Genomic DNA, 18,414 nt, shown 5'->3' on the forward strand with positions numbered 1-18,414 from the left:
GCACCGACCGGAACGCGACCTACTGCCGAATCGCCCAGCCCCGCTCCTTCAGCGAAGCGGTAAGCACGGGCGCGGCCTTCGGCTCCACGATCAGCTGAACCAACCCGGCCTGCTGCCCGGTCGCGTGCTCGATCCGTACGTCCTCGATGTTGACCCCCGCCATCCCCGCATCCGCGAAGATCCGCGCCAACTGTCCCGGCTGGTCGTCGATCAACACAGCCACGACCTCGTACACCCGCGGAGCGGTCCCGTGCTTGCCGGGCACACGGACCTGCCCGGCATTGCCCCGGCGCAGAACGTCCTCGATACCGCCGGCGCCCTCACGCCGCTTCGCCTCGTCGGAGGACTGAAGGGCCCGCAGCGCCTGAACCGTCTCGTCGAGGTCGGCGGACACGTCGGTGAGGAGGTCTGCGACCGGCCCCGGGTTCGCGGAGAGGATGTCGATCCACATCGAGGGGTCGGAGGCGGCGATCCGGGTCACGTCGCGTATGCCCTGCCCGCACAGTCGTACGGCGGCCTCCGACGCGTTCTCCAGCCGCGCGGCGACCATGCTGGAGACCAGGTGAGGCATGTGGGAGACGAGCGCGACAGCGCGATCGTGGGCGTCGGCGTCCATGACAACCGGCACGGCCCGGCAGTGCGAGACCAGCTCCAGGGCCAGGTTCAGAACCTCGGTGTCCGTGTCACGGGTCGGGGTCAGCACCCAGGGGCGGCCTTCGAACAGGTCGCCCGTCGCGGCCAGCGGGCCGGACTTCTCACGGCCCGACATGGGGTGCGTGCCGATGTACGAGGACAGGTCGAGGCCGAGGGCCTCCAGCTCGCGGCGCGGGCCGCCCTTGACGCTGGCCACGTCGAGGTAGCCGCGGGCCAGACCTCGGCGCATGGCGTCGGCGAGGACGCCGGCCACGTGGGCGGGCGGGGCGGCGACGATCACGAGGTCGACCGGTCCTTCGGGATCCTCGTCCGTGCCGGCGCCGAACGCGGCCGCCGTACGGGCCTGCTCCGGGTCGTGGTCGGCGAGGTAGACGACGACGCCGCGGGAGACGAGGGCGAGGGCGGCGGACGTACCGATGAGGCCCGTGCCGATGACCAGGGCGGTCCTCACTGCGCGATGTCCTTGCGCAGGGCGGCCGCGGTGCCGAGGTAGACGTGCGCGATGTCGGCGCGGGGTTTGTCGGACTCTATGTGCGCGAGGACGCGGACGACGCGGGGCATGGCGCCCGCGATGTCGAGTTCCTGGGCGCAGATCAGCGGCACGTCGACGATGCCGAGCTTGCGTGCGGCGGCCGCCGGGAAGTCGCTGTGCAGGTCGGGCGTCGCCGTGAACCAGATGCTGATCAGGTCGTCGGCGCCGAGGTCGTTCCGCTCCAGGATGGCGGTGAGCAGGGCTCCGACCTGCTCGTCCATGTGGCCGGCCTCGTCCACTTCGAGTTGGACGGCGCCCCGGACCGCTCGTACCGCCACGGCTCTGCTCCTCGCTGATGTACGTACTCGGCTCTTCGACCGTCCAGCCTAGTCAGCCCCCGCCGGACCGGCGTACGGCGCCCGCCCGCTGAGACGGCGGTCCACCTGGCTCGAACCATGCCAATGTCACTCGAACTGCCCCATTCTGCTACTTGGGGTCAGAAACCCCCAGTGCGCCTCTGGACGCCGGGGCCGCCGGTCCGCTCTCATGGCAGGAAGCTCTCGGGGGAGGCCCGAATTGAAGCGCTCCGGACCGCTGTTCACTCTGCTCGCGGGACTGGTACTCGGCGTGTTCATGCTGTCGCTCAACGCGACCACGGGGACGAAGAACGCGTCCTCGCAGCAGGACTCACCAAAACAGAACCCAGCCGCCTCGGTGTCGCCGAGCAAGGCGGCCACGCCGACGCCCGCCAAGACCACACCGTCACCGACACCGTCGAAGACACCCGTGCCGAACGCCGACTACGCGGGCCGCACCGACGACGACTCCGCCGCCGTCGCCGTGACCCTGCGCGACGGCAAGGCGGTCGCCTACTACTGCGACGGCCGCACCAAGGAGGCCTGGCTCAAGGGCGACGTCAAGGACGACGGCACCATGAAGCTCACCGGTGAGAACGGCGCCGAACTGAACGGCACCCTCAAGGAGGGCAAGCGCATCAGCGGCACCGTCGCCGTCGGTGGCGGCAGCTACAAGTTCACCGCGCAGAAGGCCCTCAAGCCCTCCGGTCTCTACCGGGCGACGGCCACGGTGCGCGGCGCCAAGGTCGACGGCGGCTGGATCGTGCTGCCGCCCGACGGCCGCCGCCAGGTCGGCATCGTCACCCGCGACGGCGAACCCTCGGCGGCACCCGAGATCGACCCGGAGACCCTCACCGTGACGGTCGACGGACAAGAGCTCACCGCACGGCCCGTCACCCCCTGACCGCCTCGTCCGCTCCAGGGAGCCGATATGACCGTCGACCCGAACGCCATGACTCAGGGATTCCCTTCTCCCCCGCCCGCGCAGCGCGGCCCGCACCCCGCCCGCTATCTCGTCCCGGCGCTGGTCGCCGCCGCCGTGGCGGTGGCCCTCGGCGTGTACGGCAAGGTGCACGACCCGGCGGGAACCGCCTTCAACCTGGCCGGATTCAGCAGCACGGGAGCCGTGAAGTCATGGCTGGCGACGGCCGCGATCTTCTTCGCGATCGTCCAGGTCGTCTCGGCGCTCATGGTCTACGGGAAGCTGCGGGGCCCGAGTTGGTCGTCGACGCTGCACCGCTGGTCGGGCCGGGTGGCGTTCCTGGTGGCCGTCCCCGTCGCGGTGCACTGCCTGTACGCGCTGGGCTACCAGACGTACGAAACGCGCGTTTTCTGGCACTCCATCCTGGGTTGCTTCTTCTTCGGCGCATTCAGTGCAAAAATGCTGTTGCTCCGCTGGGAGCGACTTCCCGGCTGGGTGCTGCCAATCATCGGCGGTCTCGTCTTCACCGCCCTCACGATCGTCTGGCTGACTTCCGCCCTCTGGTTCTTCCGCACCTTCGGAGTAACGACATGACCCCTGACCCGACGCGGCGCACGGTTCTTCTCGCGACGGGCGCGGCGGCGCTCCTCGTGGGCTGCAGCGAGTACGGCGACGAAGACAGCGGCTCCTCGACCGTGAGCGCCTCCGCCGGCCAGGAGCTGGCCACGACGGCCGACATCCCGGTCGGCGGCGGCAAGATCTTCAAGGACGAGAAGGTCGTGGTGACCCAGCCGAAGGAGGGCGAGTTCAAGGCCTTCTCGTCGATCTGCACGCACCAGCAGTGCCTGGTGGCGAGCGTCTCGGACGGCACGATCAACTGCAACTGCCACGGCAGCAAGTTCAGCATCACCGACGGCTCGGTGGCCAACCCGCCGGCGACGAAGCCCCTGCCCGAGCAGCAGATCACGGTGGACGGAAATTCGATCCGCCTCGCGTGACCTGGGCCGTACGCTCCCGTACATGCCCCAGACGGACCCGAACCTCGACCTGGTGCGCGACCACACCATCTACGCCTGCGTGATGGGATCGCGCGCCTTCGGTCTGGCGACGGACGGCAGCGACACGGACCGGCGCGGGGTGTTCCTCGCGCCCACTCCCCTCTTCTGGCGCTTCGAGAAGCCGCCGACGCACGTCGAGGGCCCGGGCGAGGAGCAGTTCGGCTGGGAGCTGGAGCGCTTCTGCGAGCTGGCACTGCGCGCGAACCCGAACATCCTGGAGTGCCTGCACTCCCCTCTCGTCGAGTACGTCGACGGCACGGGCCGCGAACTCCTGTCCCTGCGCGGGGCGTTCCTCTCCCGCCGGGCGCACGACACGTTCGCCCGCTACGCGCTCGGCCAGCGCAAGAAGCTGGACGCCGACGTCCGCGCCCACGGCGCCCCGCGCTGGAAGCACGCGATGCACCTCCTACGTCTCCTGATGACCTGCCGCGACCTGCTGCGCACGGGCGGGCTGACGATCGACGTGGGAGACCAGCGCGAACCCCTGCTCGCGGTGAAGCGCGGCGAGGTCCCGTGGCCGGAGGTCGAGTCGTGGATGACGCGCCTGTCCGCCGAGGCGGAGGACGCCTCCCACCACAGCCCCCTGCCGGCCGAACCGGACCTGCGCCGCGTCGAGGACTTCCTGATCCGCACCCGCCGCGCCTCAGTCCTCCAGGCGGACCCGTACGACGAGGTCGTGCAGAGCGTCGTACCCGGCCGGGGCGTCCGGCAACATTGAAGCGCTCTGCGCCTCGTCCTCCCGGTGGACGTCGGTGGTGTGCACGACCAGGGGCGAGAGCAGCTGCTCCAGCACGTAGCCGTTGCGCCGCAGCATCAGCCGTACGAACTTGCGCAGGTCGTGCGTGACGAGGTCCATCTCGACGCCCTCCCGGTCCCACATCCGGGACCGGGTCTCCTCCGGCTCGCACGGGGTCGGGCTGCTCCGCCACCACGGGCTTCAGGTCGATGTCCAGGGCGTCGATCATTCCTCAAGCGTCCCAAAGCGCCCCGAGAGCGACCAGGTCCCCCCGGTACTCGATGCGGTCGGCCCACTCGGTCGGCCAGGCGTCCGTGCCGAGGTACGCGCCCGCGAAGGCGCCCGCCAGGCAGGCGATCGAGTCCGAGTCACCGGACGTACAGGCGCCGCGGCGCAGTGCCGTCACCGGCTCGTCGACGAAGAGCAGGAAGCACAACAGCCCGGTCGCCAGGGCCTCTTCGGCGATCCAGCCCGCGCCGGTGGCGAGACAGGGGTCGATCTCGGGCGAGACCGTGCGCACGGCGTCCTGGAGCCGGTCGAGGATCGCCAGGCACTCGTCCCAGCCGCGTGTGATGAAGTGCTCGGCGGTGGGGTCCTGGCTGCGCGTCCACAGGTCGCCGAGCCAACGGTGGTGGTACTGGGCGCGGTTCTCGTAGGCGTACGACCGGAGCAGTCCGACGAGTCCGGTCGGCTCGGCGCCCTGCGCGAGCAGCCGTACGGCGTGTGCCGTGAGGTCGGACGCGGCCAGTGCCGTCGGATGCCCGTGCGTGAGAGCGGACTGCAACTGGGCGGCGCCCGCGCGCTGTTCGTCGCTCAGACCGGGGACGAGCCCGATGGGCGCGACGCGCATGTTGGCGCCGCAGCCCTTGGAGCCGATCTGGCTGGCGTCCTGCCAGCGCCGGTCCGGGTCCTCCAGCAGCTCGCAGGCCCTCAGGCAGGTGGTGCCGGGGGCCCGGTTGTTGTCCGGGGAGCGGTTCCAGGCGATGAACTCCCGCCGCACGGCCTCGGCCATCCCGGCAGGCGCCAGCACCCCCCGGTCCATGGCCGTCCGCAGCCCTCTCCCCAGCGCCAGCGTCATCTGCGTGTCGTCGGTGACGATCGCGGGCCTCGGCAGCCGCATCTCCCGCCAGGGGCCGAACTTGGCGAGGATCGACGGGATGTCGTTGAACTCGGTCGGGAAGCCGAGGGCGTCCCCGAGGGCGAGTCCGGTGAGCGCTCCCGTGGCAGCGCGCTTGGCGACGGTCGTGGTGGTCATGCGGGGCGTCCTTCCCGGGACGGTCGGAGCAGCGGCGGGTGCAGGGTGGTGGCGGCGCCCGCGCGGTACAGCGCGGCCGGTTTGCCTCGGCCACCTGTCAGGCGGGCGGCGCCCGGGACCTGTTCGACGAGGCCCGGCGTGGCAAGCACCTTGCGCCGGAAATTGGGCCGGTCGAGAGCGGTGCCCCACACGGTCTCGTACACCTGCTGGAGCTCGCCGAGGGTGAACTCGGGCGGGCAGAAGGCGGTGGCGAGGGAGGTGTATTCGAGCTTGGCGCCGACGCGTTCGTGGGCGTCGGCCAGGATCCGGTCGTGATCGAAGGCGAGCGGCCCGACCGCGACGTACGGCAGCCAGCGGGCCTGCGCCGCGTCGCCCCCGCCGTGCGGCTCGGGAGGGTCCGGGAGCAGCGCGGCGAAGGCGACGGACACGACCCGCATCCGGGGGTCGCGGTCGGGTTCGCTGTAGGTCCGCAGCTGTTCCAGGTGCAGCCCGGAAACGTCCGACAGGCCGGTCTCCTCGGCGAGTTCACGCCGGGCCGCCGTCTCCGCCGACTCGTCCGGCAGCACGAAGCCACCGGGGAGCGCCCAGCGGCCGGCGTACGGCTCCTGTCCGCGCTCGACGAGCAGCACGTGCAGGCCGCCCGCGCGGAGGGTCAGGACGGCGAGGTCGACGGTGACGGCGAAGGGCTCGTGGGCGTACTTGTCGTAGGCCTTCTCGTTCTGGCCCATGCGCGCCCGCCCCCTTAATAGTCAGTACGACTATAAAGAGGGCGGGTGCATCGGCACAACCCCTAGTCACGTCCCGGTGCGAACGCCGCCACCACCGCCCCGGCCCCCGCCGCACCCGCCATGACCCACAGCGCCGGACCGCATCCGTCGAGGAACGTCTCCGGTGAGCCGTAGCCGCCGTACGTTGTGAACACGGCCGCGGCGGCGGCGATCCCGAAGACTCCGCCCAGTTCGCGCAGCGCGTTGTTGACGCCGGCCGCGACGCCCGCGTCGGCCGGCGGTACGGAGGAGGTCACGGCGTTGGCCACGCTGGGGAACACCATGGAGATGCCGACGCCCGCGATGATCAGCGGGACGACGAGGCTGCCGTAGGCGACTTCGGGTTCGACCTGGCGGGCCAGCAGGGCGAGCCCCAGGGCCATCAGGAGCATGCCGCCCAGCATGAAGGGGCGGGTTCCGAAGCGGTCGGCGAGGGCGCCCGCGAGCGGGGCGACGAGCAGGGGCATGGCGTTCCAGACGAGGATGCGTACACCCGCCTCCAGGGGCGAGTAGCCGAGCCCGAGCTGGAAGAGCTGGGTGATCATGAAGAGCGCACCGAGCAGCGATCCGAACAGCAGGAAGGCCGCGCCGTTGGCGGTGGAGAATCCGCGTCGGCGGAAGTACGCGAGGGGCAGCATCGGATAACGGGCACCCTTGCGCTCCCACCCGAGGAACGCCGCCACGAACACGGCCCCGAGCGCCAGCGCGCCGGTCACCTCGGCGCTCCCCCACCCCGCCTCGGGCGCCCGCACCGGGGCCCAGGCCAGGCCCGTCAGACCGATAGCCGCCAACACCAGGCCCACGATGTCGAGTTGGGGTCGCGATCCATAGCTCTCGCGGAGTTTCGTGGCGGCCAGGGGAAGCATCGCGAGGCCGATCGGCACGTTCAGCCAGAAGATCCACTGCCAGGACAGGCCCTCGGTGACGGCCCCGCCGAGCACGGGTCCGGCCGCGACGCCCAGCCCGGTCACCCCGCCCCACACGCCGATCGCCACGCCCCGCTTCTCGGCCGGGAAAGCGTCGCTGATCAGGGTGAGGGTGAGCGGCAGCAGGACGGCGGCCCCGGCTCCTTGCAGCACGCGCGCGCCGATGAGCTGACCTGTGCCGTCCGCGAGGGCCGCTGCGGCGGAGGCCAGGGTGAAGACGGCGAGTCCGACGACGTACATGCGGCGCCGTCCGAAGCGGTCGCCGAGTGCGGCGCCGGTCAGGGTGAGGCAGGCGAAGACGAGGTTGTAGGCGTTGATCGTCCATTCCAGGTCGGACAGGCTCGCTCCGAAGTCGGCCTGGAGCGCGGGCAGCGCGGTGGCGACGACCACGACGTCGAGGGAGCACAGCAGCGCACCGACCCCGGCGAGCGCCACGGTCCACACACGCCGTGGGGGCGCCTGTTCGCCGGGAGGCTTTCGGACGGGGACGCGCACGGTGTCGGTCATGATGGTTACCTTTCGTGAGTATTCGCGGGGATTCGCGAGGGTCACTCACGGAAGGCAGACCGGGCTCACCCCGGAAAGGAATCGCGCCGCCCCAGGAAGCCGAGGAGCCGGTCGTCAGGGCGCCCGTACGGCGGCACCTCGACCGGCACCGCGAAGCGCACCCCCCGGTCCTCCTCGGCGACCACGCACCGCGCGACCGGCAGCAGCTCGGCCGCGAGGGCGGCCGGAATGGGCCGTGGCCGCCCGCAGGCCTGGGCCACGTCCCACCCGTGCACGGCGATCTCCACGGCGCCGACGGCGGCCATCACCCGCACGTCCAGCGCCCGCTCACCCACCAGCACCCGGTCGGGCGGCCCGGCCGTCCAGGCACCGAGCAGCGCACACGCCCGCCGCCGGAATCCGCACGCGAGATCGGGCTCGGCGCCACCGGGGAACGGGCCGATCGCTCCGCCCGTCACCCCCTCGTACAGCGCGTCGAGAGAGTCGTCGAGGTGCCCGAGCAGCTCCCCCAGGTCCCATTGCGCACAGGGGGTGGCCCGGCTCAGACTGCCGGGCGCCACGCCTGCGACGGCCACCAGCGCGTAGGCGAGCGAACGCTCCAGCAGCTCACCGGAGTTCACGAGAGCACCTCGGGCATCCCGAAGCGGTCGAACAGTCCCGCCCCGAGGAAGACGGTGATGCGCGCGACGCCCCGCCCTGCCACCGTGAGCACCTGCATCGAGTGCGCCCGGAAGACACCGTCCGCGCACCACTCGTACATCGCCACGGCCGGCTGCCCGTTCGCGCGCGTGGGCAGCATCCGGATACGGCCCTTCTCGCCCACCCGCGCCGCCAGGAACCCCAGCACGTCCTTCCTGCCGCTGAACCACTCCAGGTAGGGCGGCATCTCCAGTTCGACCTCGTCCCGGAGCAGCGCGAGGAGCGCGTCCATGTCGGCGTGCTCGAAGGCGGCGACGTACCGGTCGAGCACCTCGCGGTCGGCGGCGCCGTCCGGCTCCACGACGAGGTCCTCGTCGGGGGCCAGTTCGTCGAGGCGGGCACGCGCGCGTTGGAGGGTGCTCTTCACGGCCGCCGTGGACGTCCCGAGCAGCGCGGCGACCTCGGGGGCCCGCCAGGCCAGCACGTCCCGCAGGATGAGCACGGTGCGCTGGCGCGCGGGCAGGTTCTGGAGCGCGGCGACGAGCGCGAGCCGCAGGCTGCCGCGAGCGGCCACGACGGTCGCGGGGTCGACAAGCGCGTCGGGCAGCGGCTGGAGCCACGGAACGTCCCCCGCAGGGGCCCTCAGCGGCTCCTCAGGCGCCTCGGAGGGCCCGCCGAGCCCCGAGGGCAGCGGACGGCGCGTACGGCTCTCCAGCGCCGTCAGACACGTGTTGGTGGCGATCCGGTGGAGCCAGGTCCGCAGGGACGCCCGGCCCTCGTAGCCGTCGTAGGACCGCCAGGCCCGCAGATAGGTCTCCTGGACCAGGTCCTCGGCCTCGTCGACCGAGCCCAGCATCCGGTAGCAGTGCGCGAGCAACTCGCGCCGGTACGGGTCGGTCAGCCGTACGAACTCGTCGCGGTCCGTCGCCGTCGCAGCCATGCCCGCTCCCTCCGTCACCGATACAGACCGGCGGGAAGGCGAAAACGAATCGGCCGGCCCCGGACGAGTCCGGAACCGGCCTCCACGCGTGCGTGCCGCAAGAAGTGACCTACGGAGTGATCTACAGGTCGACTTCCTTCATGAGCATCCCGACCTCGGTGTTGGACAGGCGGCGCAGCCAGCCCGACTTCTGGTCGCCCAGGGTGATCGGGCCGAAGGCGACGCGCACCAGCTTGTCGACCGGGAAGCCGGCCTCGGCGAGCATGCGGCGCACGATGTGCTTGCGGCCCTCGTGGAGGGTGACCTCGACGAGGTAGTTCTTGCCGGTCTGCTCGACGACGCGGAAGTGGTCCGCACGCGCGTACCCGTCCTCCAGCTGGATGCCGTCCTTGAGCCGCTTGCCCAGGTCGCGCGGGATCGGGCCCACGATGTGCGCGAGGTAGACCTTCTTCACGCCGTACTTGGGGTGGGTCAGCCGGTGCGCCAGCTCGCCGTGGTTGGTGAGCAGGATGACGCCCTCGGTCTCGGTGTCGAGCCGTCCGACGTGGAAGAGCCGCGTCTCGCGGTTCGTCACGTAGTCACCGAGGCACTGACGGCCCTCGTTGTCCTCCATGGTCGAGACGACACCGGCCGGCTTGTTCAGCGAGAAGAACTGGTACGACTGCGTGGCCACGGTCAGCCCGTCGACCTTGATCTCGTCGTGCTCGGGGTCGACCCGCTGCCCCTGCTCCAGGACGATCTCGCCGTTGACCTCGACGCGCGCCTGCTCGATGAGCTCCTCGCAGGCACGCCGGGAGCCGTAGCCGGCGCGCGCGAGGATCTTCTGGAGCCGCTCGCCCTCCTGCTCGGCGCCGGGGAAGGTCTTGGGCAGCTTGACGTCCTTCTTGTTCGCGTACCGCTCGCGGTTGCGCTCCTCGGCCCGCGCGTCGTACTCACGGGAGGTGGCCGGCGCCCAGCGCCCCCGCCCGCCGGTCTGGCCCTGCTTGGGCCCGCCCTTGGCGCCACCGCGCGCGGAGGCGCCGCGCCCGGACTTCGGACCCTCATGGCTCCCGGCGGGGCCCACGTCGTAGCGGCGCTCCTCGGGGCGGGGCTTGCTGGGGCGGCCCGGGGCCTGGCCCTGCCCCTGCTTCTGGTCCCGGTTGTTGCCGGCACCGCGGTTGTTGCCACCGCTGTTGCCGGCCCCGCGGCTACTGCCACCGCGGTTGTTGCCACCGCGCCCGCCGGTCCCGCCACTCTTGCCGCTGCCGCTGCTTCGCATCAAAGTTCCGTCTAGTCGTCTGCGTCGTCTGCACCGGGCGCATCGGGTGCGTCCGGGTCGAACGACGGGACCCCTTCCTGGGTCTCGGCCTCGATCGCCTCCGCCTCCGGGAGGAAGGGCGCGAGCTCCGGGAGCTCGTCCAGGCCTCGCAGGCCCATCCGCTCCAGAAAGTAGTTCGTCGTCGTGTACAGGATCGCACCTGTTTCGGGTTCCGTGCCCGCCTCCTCGACCAGACCGCGCTGGAGGAGGGTCCGCATCACGCCGTCACAGTTGACTCCGCGCACGGCCGAAACCCGGCTACGGCTGACCGGCTGGCGGTACGCGACCACCGCGAGCGTCTCCAGCGCCGCCTGGGTGAGCCGGGCCTGCTGCCCGTCGAGCACGAAGCCCTCGACGGCCGCCGCGTACTCGGGCCGGCTGTAGAAACGCCAGCCGCCGGCGATGAGCCGCAGCTCGAAGCCCCGCCCCTGCACGGCGTACTCGTCGGCCAGCTCGCGCAGCGCGTCCCCGATCCGCCGCTTGGGCCGCTGGAGGATCTTGGAGAGGTGTTCCTCGGTCGCGGGCTCGTCGACGACCATGAGGACCGCCTCCAGGGCGGGCTTGAGGTCGAGGTCCGCGACGGTACGCAGGCCCGCGGGTACGTCAGTGGTCTCCTCGCTCACGCCTTCTTCTCCTCCTTGGGCGGCTCGGGCGGCCGGTCGAACTCGTCGGTGACCATGGGCTCGACTCCGCCCTCCCCACCGGTCCACCGCACGATCAGATCGCCGAGCGCGGTCTCCTGGTCGAGCGCCACGGCCTTCTCCCGGTACAGCTCAAGGAGGGCCAGGAAGCGCGCTACGACCGTGAGGGTGTCGTCGGTGTCCTCGACGAGCGTGCGGAAGCTGGCCTCGCCGAGCTCCCTGAGCCGCGCGACCACGATCCCGGCCTGCTCCTGCACGCTGACCAGCGGCGCGTGGATGTGGTCGATGTACACCTGCGGCTTGGGCCTGGGCTGCATCGCCTTCACGGCGAGCTTCGCGAACCCTTCCGGGCCGATGCTGATGACCACCTCGGGCAGCAGCTCGGCGTGGTGGGGTTCCAGTCCGACGGTGCGGGGATAGCGCCGGGCCTCTTCTTCGAGCCGGTGGTTGAAGATGTCGGCGATCTGCTTGTAGGCCCGGTACTGCAGCAGCCGCGCGAACAGCAGGTCACGGGCTTCGAGAAGCGCGAGGTCGGCCTCGTCCTCCACCTCGGCGGCGGGCAGCAGCCGGGCCGCCTTCAGATCGAGCAGGGTGGCCGCGACCACGAGAAACTCGGTCGTCTGGTCCAGGTCCCAGTCAGGACCCATCGCCCTGATGTGCACCATGAACTCGTCGGTGACCTTGGACAGTGCGACCTCGGTGACATCGAGCTTGTGCTTCGAGATCAGCTGGAGAAGCAGGTCGAAGGGCCCCTCGAAGTTGGCGAGCCGCACCTTGAAGACACCGTCATCCGGCTCTTCGGGCTGTTCAGCGGGCAGCTCGGCCACTTCGGCCGCGGGCGATTCCGGCTCAGGTACGACAACCTCGGGCTCGGGAGCCGCTACGACGACCTCGGGCTCCGGATCCGAACCCGGTCCCTTCCCCAGCGCACGCCGACGGCCGGCGGGGGCGCCGGAGACGGGAAGGTCGTTCGAGGTCATAGCCGTCGCAGGCTACCGCTACCGCCCGCGCAACCGTCGTACGAGAATGCTCGCGTCTCCACGGGACTCCAGATCGGCCAGTACGACGGCGACCGCCTCACGGACGATCCGGCCGCGGTCGACGGCGAGGCCGTGCTCGCCCCGGAGCACCAGACGCGCGTGCTCCAGATCCATGAGTTCCTCGGCGGAGACGTACACGGTGATCTTCTCGTCGTGCCGCTCGCGCCCGCTGGGGCGGCGCGAGGGGGACCGGCCGCCGCCGCGCTTGCGCGGAGCCGCGGACGCGTCGGCGGCGGCAGAACCTTCCTGTGCCTCCTGACGTCGCGCGGTGCGCTCCGCCGCGGCGGCCCGGATGCGGGACTCCCCGGCATCGACCGACTCCGCGTCCGACGCCACATGTTCGGCCCCGTCGCCGTCACCGCCCCGCGCGGGCACCGACTGCGGCGCGTCCTCCGACGCCGCCGAGTCGCTCTCCCCCGCGGGAGCCGGCACCCGGGCCTCGCCGTTGGCCCCCCGCCGGGGAGTTGACGCCTGGAGCGCCATCCCCCCTGTCGTACGGAACAGTTCGTCGGCCCCCGGCAGACTCACTCGGCGTGACACCGGGCGAGCACCTCCCTGGCGAGCTGGCGATAGGCGGCGGCGCCGACGGAGTTGGAGGCGTACGTGGTGATCGGCTCGCCGGCGACCGTGGTCTCCGGGAAGCGGACCGTCCGGCCGATGACCGTGTGGTAGACGTGGTCGTCGAACGCCTCCACGACACGCGCGAGCACCTCACGGCTGTGCACGGTGCGCGAGTCGTACATCGTGGCGAGGATGCCGTCGAGCTCCAGCTCCGGGTTGAGCCGCTCCTGGACCTTCTCGATGGTCTCGGTCAGCAGCGCGACACCACGCAGGGCGAAGAACTCGCACTCGAGCGGCACTATCACCTTGTGAGCCGCCGTCAGGGCGTTCACGGTGAGCAGGCCGAGCGAGGGCTGACAGTCGATCACGATGTAGTCGTAGTCGGCCATCAGCGGCTTCAGCGCCCGCTGGAGCGTGGACTCGCGCGCGACCTCCGACACCAACTGGACCTCGGCGGCGGACAGGTCGATGTTGCTCGGCAGCAGGTCCATGTTGGGGACCGCCGTCTTCAGGAGCACCTCGTCGGCCGCCATGCCCCGCTCCATGAGCAGGTTGTAGACGGTGAGGTCGAGCTCCATCGGGTTGACGCCGAGACCGACCGACAGCGCGCCCTGCGGGTCGAAGTCCACGAGCAGCACGCGCCGTCCGTACTCCGCGAGCGCGGCACCCAGGTTGATGGTCGACGTCGTCTTGCCGACGCCACCCTTCTGGTTGCACATCGCGATGATCTTCGCGGGGCCGTGATCGGTCAGCGGACCCGGGATCGGGAAGTACGGCAGCGGGCGCCCGGTCGGGCCGATGCGCTCACGGCGCTGACGGGCAGCGTCGGGAGCGAGCGTGGCCGCGTACTCGGGATCCGGCTCGTATTCGGCGTCGGGGTCGTAGAAGTGCCCGTCGGGCAGTTCGTCGTAGTCGGCGAAATGGTTGTGGGGCGCGCCACTTCCGTCGCCGGCCATGGCGTTCACGTGATGGCCATCCATGCTCTGGTGTGCTGTCCGAGTCGCCTGCGGACTCTGATGGGCTGCAAAGGTACGCACAGCGACAGAGCCGACAGCCTCGAACCCCGCGGGGCCCTGGCCCCGTGCAGGCATTCCTGGTTGACCACCCCCGGGAGTAAATGTCGACTCATTCACAAGTCGTCTTACCTCCTTGGTGACCAGGAAACTTCTCGATAGGTCAGCGTGGCACCATGCCGACGGTTGGCGACTCTATGGCGTGTCGGGCGTTCGCAGCAACACAATCCGCCGTACCCGGCAGGATGTGTCGGCAATGAAACATCCCTCTGTCAAGGGCGTACGGCCGTCGCACGGCAGGTTTCACCGGTGTACGAATCGGGTCAAGGGTTGCGTTCGAGGCGAGTTGACCGAGTGCCGCAAAGTGACCATACACACATCCGGCCGGACCTTGTCGGGCAAGGTCCGGCCGGGTGGGCGGTGTTGACGACCTGTGTTGACGTATCGCCTTTTTCCCGCTGCCGACTTGGCGACGAAGGTCAGCTGAGCAGGGACTCCAGCTCCACGTGCTCCAGGCCGTGCGCCTCGGCGACCTCGCGGTAAACGACCTTGCCGTCATGCGTGTTGAGACCCTTGGCGAGCGCGCCGTCACGGCGCAGCGCCTCGACCCAGCCGCGGTTGGCGAGCTCGACGATGTACGGCAGCGTGGCGTTGGTGAGCGCGTAGGTCGACGTGTTGGGCACCGCGCCGGGCATGTTGGCGACGCAGTAGAAAACCGAGTTGTGGACCGCGAACGTCGGCTCGGCGTGGGTCGTCGGACGCGAGTCCTCGAAGCAGCCACCTTGATCGATCGCGATGTCGACAAGGACACTTCCCGGCTTCATCCGCGAAACAAGCTCGTTGGTGACCAGCTTCGGGGCCTTGGCGCCCGGGATGAGGACGGCGCCGATGACGAGGTCGGCGTCCAGGACGGCCTTCTCCAGCTCGAAGGAGTTGGACATGATCGCGCGGACCTTGGTGCCGAAGACCTTGTCCGCCTCGCGCAGCTTGTTGATGTCGCGGTCGAGCAGTGTGACGTGGAAGCCCATGCCGACGGCGATCTGCGTGGCGTTCCAGCCGGAGACGCCGCCGCCGATGACGACGGCCTTCGCGGGCTGGGTGCCGGGCACGCCACCGGGGAGCACGCCACGGCCGCCGGCCGAGCGCATCAGGTGGTAGGCGCCGACCTGCGGGGCGAGCCGGCCCGCCACCTCGGACATCGGGGCGAGCAGCGGCAGCGCGCGGCCGGGAAGCTCGACGGTCTCGTATGCGATCGCCGTGGTGCCGGACTCGATGAGCGCGTCGGTGCACTCCTTGGACGCGGCCAGGTGCAGGTAGGTGAAGAGCGTCTGGTCCTTGCGGAGGCGGTGGTACTCCTCCGCGATGGGCTCCTTGACCTTGAGCAGCAGGTCGGCGGTGGCCCACACCTCGTCCGCGGTCGCCAGGATCTGCGCGCCCGCCGCGACGTACTCGGCGTCCGGGATCGAGGAGCCGAGACCGGCGCCCTGCTCGATGACGACCTGGTGGCCATTGCGCACCAGCTCGTGCACACCGGCGGGGGTGATGGCCACCCGGAACTCGTTGTTCTTGACCTCGCGGGGGATGCCGACCTTCACGTCGATCACGGTCCTTGGCTCAGAGAGTGTGGGCATTGCAAGACATACCCGGCCGTGCGTGGACGCACCGGGATACACCGCAGGAGAAGGTGCGGCAGAGCCAGTCTAATGAAGGCGTTCTCTCTGTCTAGCCTTTCAATGCATCAATCTTCGACGGATGTACTACGGATTTCGCAGGCGTTAGGGCCTTGTTCCACCTCTGGATCACGGTCCGGGAGCTCATCGCCAAGCAATCGCTGCGCCGCGCTCCGGTGCAGCCGGGCCGACGCCGGGTCGCCGAGGTGCTCCAGGGTGTCGGCGAGCCGGAGCTGCAGCGCCGCCTGCAGGCGTACGTCCTCGGCGCGGCGCGCCCACTCCACCGCCTCCTGGCAGGTGCGCAGCGACTCCTCGGGCCGCCCCGCGTACTCCTGGACCCGCGCCAGCTCGCTCAACGCCCTTGCCTGGGCGGCCACATCACCGTTCTTGCGGTGCCCGGCGACCGCGGCCCGCCAGTTGCGCAGCGCCTCGCCGTAGCGGCCCGCGTAGGTGTGGACGGCGGCGATACGGCCGTACAGCCGGGCGGCGTGCTCGCGCTCGTCGCGCGCGAGCCGCTCGGCGAGGGCCCGGCCGAACCAGTCGGCGGCCCGGTCGTGGTCCCCGAGCTCCTGGTGCGCGCCGCCTACGGATTCCATCGCGCGGCCGGTCGCATACGGATCATTTGCTTGGCGTCCGGCGTCCAGCGCGGCGCGATAGCGGGCCAGCGCCTCGGTCGTACGGCCGGTCTGGGCGTCCAGGTCGCCGAGGTTCAGCAGCGCGGCGGCCTTCTCGCGGGGCAGGTTCCGGCGTTCGGCGACGTCGAGGACGAGCCGGTGGATGCCGTACAGCTCGGGCGCGGCCGCCTGGGTGCCGCAGTGCGCCACCATCGCCCGCACCAGCTGGGACATCAGCCGGCGGGCCAGCGTGTCGAGCTCGCCGTCGGCGACCGCGAGCCGGGCGGACGCCAGCAGGGCGGGCCGGCGGACCTGCAGCCAGTCGGCGGCGGCCCGCGGGTTCGGGAAGCGCAGCGAGCGCGGCATGCCGAGGAGCTTCTCGCGGGCCTGGGGGCTGTCGGTCTCGGTGATCGCGCGGCACGACTGCAGCAGCCGGACGGTCCGCTCCAGCATGCGGGCGCGGGCCAGCTGGAGCTCGGCGGGGCGGTCCTGGGTCTCGGTGAGCGCGCTCAGCAGGGGCAGCAGACAGCCGGGGACCTCGTACTCCGGCAGCGGTGAGGCCACGCGGCGCAGGAGTCCCAGGGCGGTGAATTCGTCCAGTGTCGTGCGGGCGCCGTTCACCGAGCAGCCGGCCAGCGCGGAGGCGGTGTGCGGGTCGACGATGCCGGCCGGGGCGAGGGAGAGCAGCCGCAGTGTCCGGGCGGCGGCGCTGGGCAGGGACGCGTGGACGAACCGGAAGACGCGGCTGAGAGGCGTGCCCTCGTCATCGTCGGAGTGCAGCTGCTTGGCGAGGTCGGCGACGGCCGCCTTCGGGCGGGCCGCGAGCCAGCCGCCGGCCAGCGTCAGCGCGGCGGGCTGGGCCTGGCACTCCTCGACCAGGTCCTCGGCGGCCCGCGGGTCGACCGTGACGCGGACCGAGCCGATGCGCCGGGACAGCAGTTCCACCGCCGACTTGGTGTCGAGGCCGCCGAGCGTGCAGGGGCGGACGTCCGCGATGCCGGTCAGCGGGCCGCCGGAGACGGCGACGACCAGGCACTCGGGCGTGTCCGGCAGCAGGGCGTCGACCTGCTCCGCGTCGGCCGCGTCGTCGAGCAGCAGCAGGACACGCCGGTCGGCCAGGGCCGCACGCAGGGCCTCGGCCAGGTCGTCGTCACCGGCGCCGGGCGGGGTCGGCAGTTCCAGGGCGGTGAGGAGTTCGCGGGCGGTGCGCTCGATGGGCACCGGCGTGCCGTCGGGTTCACTCAGGCGGGCGCGCAGCACCCCGTCCCGGTAACGGTCCGCTACCTGCGCCGCGAGCTCCTCGGCGAGGGCGGTGCGGCCGGAGCCGGGCCTGCCCGCGATGAGGAGCACGCGCGCGCGGGGTGCCTTCTTTCCGGAGAGGGTGTCGAGGCCTGCGCGCTCGATGTCGGCGCGCAGTTCCTTCAACTCTCTTGTCCGGCCCAGGAACTGACTGTCCGTGGAGGACGGGAGCCACTCGGCTGCCGACACCCGCACCCCGCCTGTGTCCACCGCCTGATCCGTCACGGGCCACACTCCCGTCCCACTGCACGCGCAAGCCCGCCGGGACTCCGGTTCGGGCATATCCAGAGCCTAGTTCACGCTCTGCGACGATCCGGGCGGAGCGCGGCGGAGACGTCCCCCGATCGGATCAGGCGATCGTCACACCGGAACGCCGGCATTGAAGCGCCGGGTGTGGCACGCGTCGGCTCAGGACTCGAAGGGACGCGCCGGCCACGGCGCCTCCGCGGGGCGCAGCGAGTCGAGCCCGTCGCCCTGCCGCGCGGCGACCAGCGAGAGGACACCGACGACGAGGCAGTTGTTGTGCAGCTCGCCCGCGAGGACACCCCGTACGAGCTCGTCGACGGGCACGCGCGCGTGCTCCATGTCGGACTCCTCGTCCTCGACCTCGAAGCGCTCCCCCTCGGCCTCGGACAGCTCGCGGGCCAGGAAGACGCGTACGGCCTCGTCGCAGCCGCCCGCGGTGGTGTAGACGTCGGTCAGCACCCGCCAGTCCTCGGCCTTGACGTGCGCCTCCTCGTACAGCTCGCGCTGGGCGGCGTGCAGCGGGTTCTCGCCGGGGATGTCGAGCAGGCCGGCCGGGATCTCCCACAGCTTCTGGCGCACGGGGTGGCGGTACTGGCGGATGAGGATGACCCGGTCCTCCGCGTCGAGGGCGAGGACGGCCACGGAGCCCGGGTGGACCTGGTAGTCGCGGCGGACGACCGACCCGTCGGGCATGACCACGTCGTCGGTGCGGACGGAGGTCTTGTTGCCCACGAAGGGGGTCGCGGTCGCGCGGATCTCCCACTCCTCCGGGGTGTCCTTGATCGTCATGCCCTGTCCTTC

The 18,414-nt window shown here is 71.1% G+C and carries 19 protein-coding genes and 1 pseudogene; 4 read left to right on the plus strand and 16 right to left on the minus strand.

All coding sequences use genetic code 11. The annotated features are described in order from the left end of the window. Positions 1 to 19: 19 nt before the first annotated feature. Both AC5DRG_RS12010 and aroH read right to left on the minus strand, forming a co-directional pair. Entirely contained in the window at positions 20 to 1,105 is a 1,086-nt protein-coding gene (locus AC5DRG_RS12010; protein WP_491810039.1) for a prephenate dehydrogenase, read from the minus strand. After that, positions 1,102 to 1,464 (minus strand): chorismate mutase, encoded by a 363-nt coding sequence (gene aroH, locus AC5DRG_RS12015; protein ID WP_491810041.1) that lies wholly within the window; start codon positions 1,462 to 1,464, stop codon positions 1,102 to 1,104. The genes AC5DRG_RS12010 and aroH overlap by 4 nt, the downstream gene beginning before the upstream one ends. A gap of 238 nt (positions 1,465 to 1,702) precedes the next feature. Between aroH and AC5DRG_RS12020 the strand changes: the two genes are divergently transcribed. The 4 genes from AC5DRG_RS12020 to AC5DRG_RS12035 are packed head-to-tail and all read left to right on the plus strand — an operon-like array spanning position 1,703 to position 4,180. Further along, a complete protein-coding gene (locus tag AC5DRG_RS12020; protein ID WP_491810043.1) occupies positions 1,703 to 2,386 on the plus strand; it encodes a hypothetical protein in 684 nt (227 codons plus the stop codon). Positions 2,387 to 2,413: 27 nt separating this feature from the next. Further along, positions 2,414 to 2,998, plus strand: a complete 585-nt coding sequence (locus tag AC5DRG_RS12025) for a DUF6529 family protein (RefSeq protein WP_491810045.1) — start codon at positions 2,414 to 2,416, stop codon at positions 2,996 to 2,998. Further along, a complete protein-coding gene (locus AC5DRG_RS12030; RefSeq protein ID WP_491810047.1) occupies positions 2,995 to 3,402 on the plus strand; it encodes a Rieske (2Fe-2S) protein in 408 nt (135 codons plus the stop codon). Before AC5DRG_RS12025 ends, AC5DRG_RS12030 begins: the two co-directional genes overlap by 4 nt. 22 nt (positions 3,403 to 3,424) lie before the next feature. Next, positions 3,425 to 4,180 (plus strand): nucleotidyltransferase domain-containing protein, encoded by a 756-nt coding sequence (locus AC5DRG_RS12035; RefSeq protein WP_491810049.1) that lies wholly within the window; start codon positions 3,425 to 3,427, stop codon positions 4,178 to 4,180. Here the strand turns inward: AC5DRG_RS12035 and AC5DRG_RS12040 are convergent. The 14 genes and pseudogenes from AC5DRG_RS12040 to AC5DRG_RS12105 form a co-directional block, all read right to left on the minus strand. After that, a pseudogene (locus tag AC5DRG_RS12040) lies at positions 4,139 to 4,427 on the minus strand (DNA polymerase beta superfamily protein); the annotation flags it as partial. The gene AC5DRG_RS12035 and the pseudogene AC5DRG_RS12040 sit on opposite strands and share 42 nt — an antisense overlap. A gap of 3 nt (positions 4,428 to 4,430) precedes the next feature. After that, entirely contained in the window at positions 4,431 to 5,453 is a 1,023-nt protein-coding gene (locus AC5DRG_RS12045) for an ADP-ribosylglycohydrolase family protein (RefSeq protein WP_491810051.1), read from the minus strand. After that, on the minus strand, positions 5,450 to 6,181 hold the full coding sequence (locus AC5DRG_RS12050; protein WP_491810052.1) for an NUDIX hydrolase: 732 nt from the start codon (positions 6,179 to 6,181) through the stop codon (positions 5,450 to 5,452). Before AC5DRG_RS12050 ends, AC5DRG_RS12045 begins: the two co-directional genes overlap by 4 nt. Before the next feature lie 62 nt (positions 6,182 to 6,243). Then, positions 6,244 to 7,653: an MFS transporter gene (locus tag AC5DRG_RS12055; RefSeq protein ID WP_491810054.1), complete on the minus strand. Its 1,410-nt coding sequence runs from the start codon at positions 7,651 to 7,653 to the stop codon at positions 6,244 to 6,246. A 65-nt stretch (positions 7,654 to 7,718) separates the two neighbouring features. After that, positions 7,719 to 8,273 (minus strand): TIGR03086 family metal-binding protein, encoded by a 555-nt coding sequence (locus tag AC5DRG_RS12060; RefSeq protein WP_491810056.1) that lies wholly within the window; start codon positions 8,271 to 8,273, stop codon positions 7,719 to 7,721. Next, entirely contained in the window at positions 8,270 to 9,232 is a 963-nt protein-coding gene (locus AC5DRG_RS12065; protein WP_491810058.1) for a sigma-70 family RNA polymerase sigma factor, read from the minus strand. Before AC5DRG_RS12065 ends, AC5DRG_RS12060 begins: the two co-directional genes overlap by 4 nt. A 121-nt stretch (positions 9,233 to 9,353) precedes the next feature. Further along, entirely contained in the window at positions 9,354 to 10,493 is a 1,140-nt protein-coding gene (locus tag AC5DRG_RS12070; protein WP_491810060.1) for a pseudouridine synthase, read from the minus strand. Positions 10,494 to 10,501: 8 nt separating this feature from the next. Next, the gene (gene scpB / locus AC5DRG_RS12075) at positions 10,502 to 11,152 is read right to left on the minus strand and encodes an SMC-Scp complex subunit ScpB (protein WP_491810062.1); all 651 of its coding nucleotides are present in this window, start codon (positions 11,150 to 11,152) and stop codon (positions 10,502 to 10,504) included. After that, on the minus strand, positions 11,149 to 12,150 hold the full coding sequence (locus AC5DRG_RS12080) for a segregation and condensation protein A (protein WP_491810064.1): 1,002 nt from the start codon (positions 12,148 to 12,150) through the stop codon (positions 11,149 to 11,151). The genes scpB and AC5DRG_RS12080 overlap by 4 nt, the downstream gene beginning before the upstream one ends. 18 nt (positions 12,151 to 12,168) lie before the next feature. Further along, complete coding sequence (locus AC5DRG_RS12085) at positions 12,169 to 12,750, minus strand: hypothetical protein (RefSeq protein WP_491810066.1); 582 nt, start codon at positions 12,748 to 12,750, stop codon at positions 12,169 to 12,171. Next, on the minus strand, positions 12,735 to 13,862 hold the full coding sequence (locus AC5DRG_RS12090; RefSeq protein ID WP_491810068.1) for a ParA family protein: 1,128 nt from the start codon (positions 13,860 to 13,862) through the stop codon (positions 12,735 to 12,737). Before AC5DRG_RS12090 ends, AC5DRG_RS12085 begins: the two co-directional genes overlap by 16 nt. Positions 13,863 to 14,263: 401 nt before the next feature. Then, a complete protein-coding gene (gene ald / locus AC5DRG_RS12095) occupies positions 14,264 to 15,388 on the minus strand; it encodes an alanine dehydrogenase (protein ID WP_491810069.1) in 1,125 nt (374 codons plus the stop codon). Between the two features lie 134 nt (positions 15,389 to 15,522). Continuing rightward, positions 15,523 to 17,592, minus strand: a complete 2,070-nt coding sequence (locus AC5DRG_RS12100; RefSeq protein ID WP_491810071.1) for a tetratricopeptide repeat protein — start codon at positions 17,590 to 17,592, stop codon at positions 15,523 to 15,525. 183 nt (positions 17,593 to 17,775) lie between these two features. Continuing rightward, a complete protein-coding gene (locus AC5DRG_RS12105; RefSeq protein ID WP_491810073.1) occupies positions 17,776 to 18,402 on the minus strand; it encodes an NUDIX domain-containing protein in 627 nt (208 codons plus the stop codon). Positions 18,403 to 18,414: the final 12 nt, after the last annotated feature.

The sequence above is a fragment of the Streptomyces sp. JLBG701 genome (genome assembly GCF_058544905.1).

Coding starts and splice junctions, on each gene's coding strand:
- AC5DRG_RS12055 (WP_491810054.1), bottom strand. CDS start 7,653: ATGACCGACACCGTGCGCGTCCCCGTCCGAAAGCCTCCCGGCGAACAG.
- AC5DRG_RS12090 (WP_491810068.1), bottom strand. CDS start 13,862: ATGCCTGCACGGGGCCAGGGCCCCGCGGGGTTCGAGGCTGTCGGCTCT.
- AC5DRG_RS12105 (WP_491810073.1), bottom strand. CDS start 18,402: ATGACGATCAAGGACACCCCGGAGGAGTGGGAGATCCGCGCGACCGCG.
- AC5DRG_RS12065 (WP_491810058.1), bottom strand. CDS start 9,232: ATGGCTGCGACGGCGACGGACCGCGACGAGTTCGTACGGCTGACCGAC.
- AC5DRG_RS12025 (WP_491810045.1), top strand. CDS start 2,414: ATGACCGTCGACCCGAACGCCATGACTCAGGGATTCCCTTCTCCCCCG.
- AC5DRG_RS12035 (WP_491810049.1), top strand. CDS start 3,425: ATGCCCCAGACGGACCCGAACCTCGACCTGGTGCGCGACCACACCATC.
- AC5DRG_RS12050 (WP_491810052.1), bottom strand. CDS start 6,181: ATGGGCCAGAACGAGAAGGCCTACGACAAGTACGCCCACGAGCCCTTC.
- AC5DRG_RS12080 (WP_491810064.1), bottom strand. CDS start 12,150: ATGACCTCGAACGACCTTCCCGTCTCCGGCGCCCCCGCCGGCCGTCGG.
- AC5DRG_RS12030 (WP_491810047.1), top strand. CDS start 2,995: ATGACCCCTGACCCGACGCGGCGCACGGTTCTTCTCGCGACGGGCGCG.
- AC5DRG_RS12045 (WP_491810051.1), bottom strand. CDS start 5,453: ATGACCACCACGACCGTCGCCAAGCGCGCTGCCACGGGAGCGCTCACC.